Origin of the sequence: Mesorhizobium sp. M0293 (genome assembly GCF_040321735.1) — a bacterium.
In the GTDB taxonomy this organism is placed as follows: domain Bacteria; phylum Pseudomonadota; class Alphaproteobacteria; order Rhizobiales; family Rhizobiaceae; genus Mesorhizobium.
In genome coordinates this window covers 1-532 of sequence record NZ_JAMYSA010000331.1, presented here as the reverse complement: position 1 = coordinate 532, position 532 = coordinate 1, and the positions used below count along the sequence as shown (strand labels likewise).

Sequence of the window (532 nt, the reverse complement as noted above, 5' to 3'; positions counted from 1 at the left end):
CTTCCGACGGCGCAGCGACGTTCAGCAGTTCGCGGGCGCGTGCGAGGCTGGTCTTGCGAGCGGAGTTGGCGAGCAGGCCGTAGTGCCGGATGCGGTGGAAGCCACGTGGAAGGACGTGGAGCAGGAAACGGCGGATGAACTCGGCGGTGGCGAGTGTCATGACCTGCTGCCGATCGGTGCCGTCACGACGATAGTCCTTGTAGCGGAACGTGACCCCTGCCTCATCGAACCGGATGAGGCGGCGGTTCGAGATCGCAACCCGGTGGGTATAGCGGGACAGATAGGCGAGCACCGCCTCCGGCCCGGCGAACGGCGCCTTGGCGTACACCACCCAGTGCTTCTTGCGGACCGGCGACAGGTGCCGCACGAATGCCTGCCGCGCGGACAGGTGCGCCATCGATCCGAAGAAGGCGAGCTGTCCTGCGTCGTGCAGCGCGACCAGCCGGGTGAGGAAGAGCCGTCGGAACAGCTTGCCGAGTACGCGCACCGGAAGCAGGAAGGCCGGCCGAGAAGATATCCAGCGGCTTCCGTC

At 66.7% G+C, this 532-nt stretch carries 1 protein-coding gene; it reads right to left on the bottom strand.

Annotated elements, in window-relative coordinates; all coding sequences use genetic code 11:
- A partial coding sequence (locus NKJ06_RS35735; protein WP_352812646.1) for an IS91 family transposase occupies positions 1–532 on the bottom strand: 532 nt, incomplete at both ends.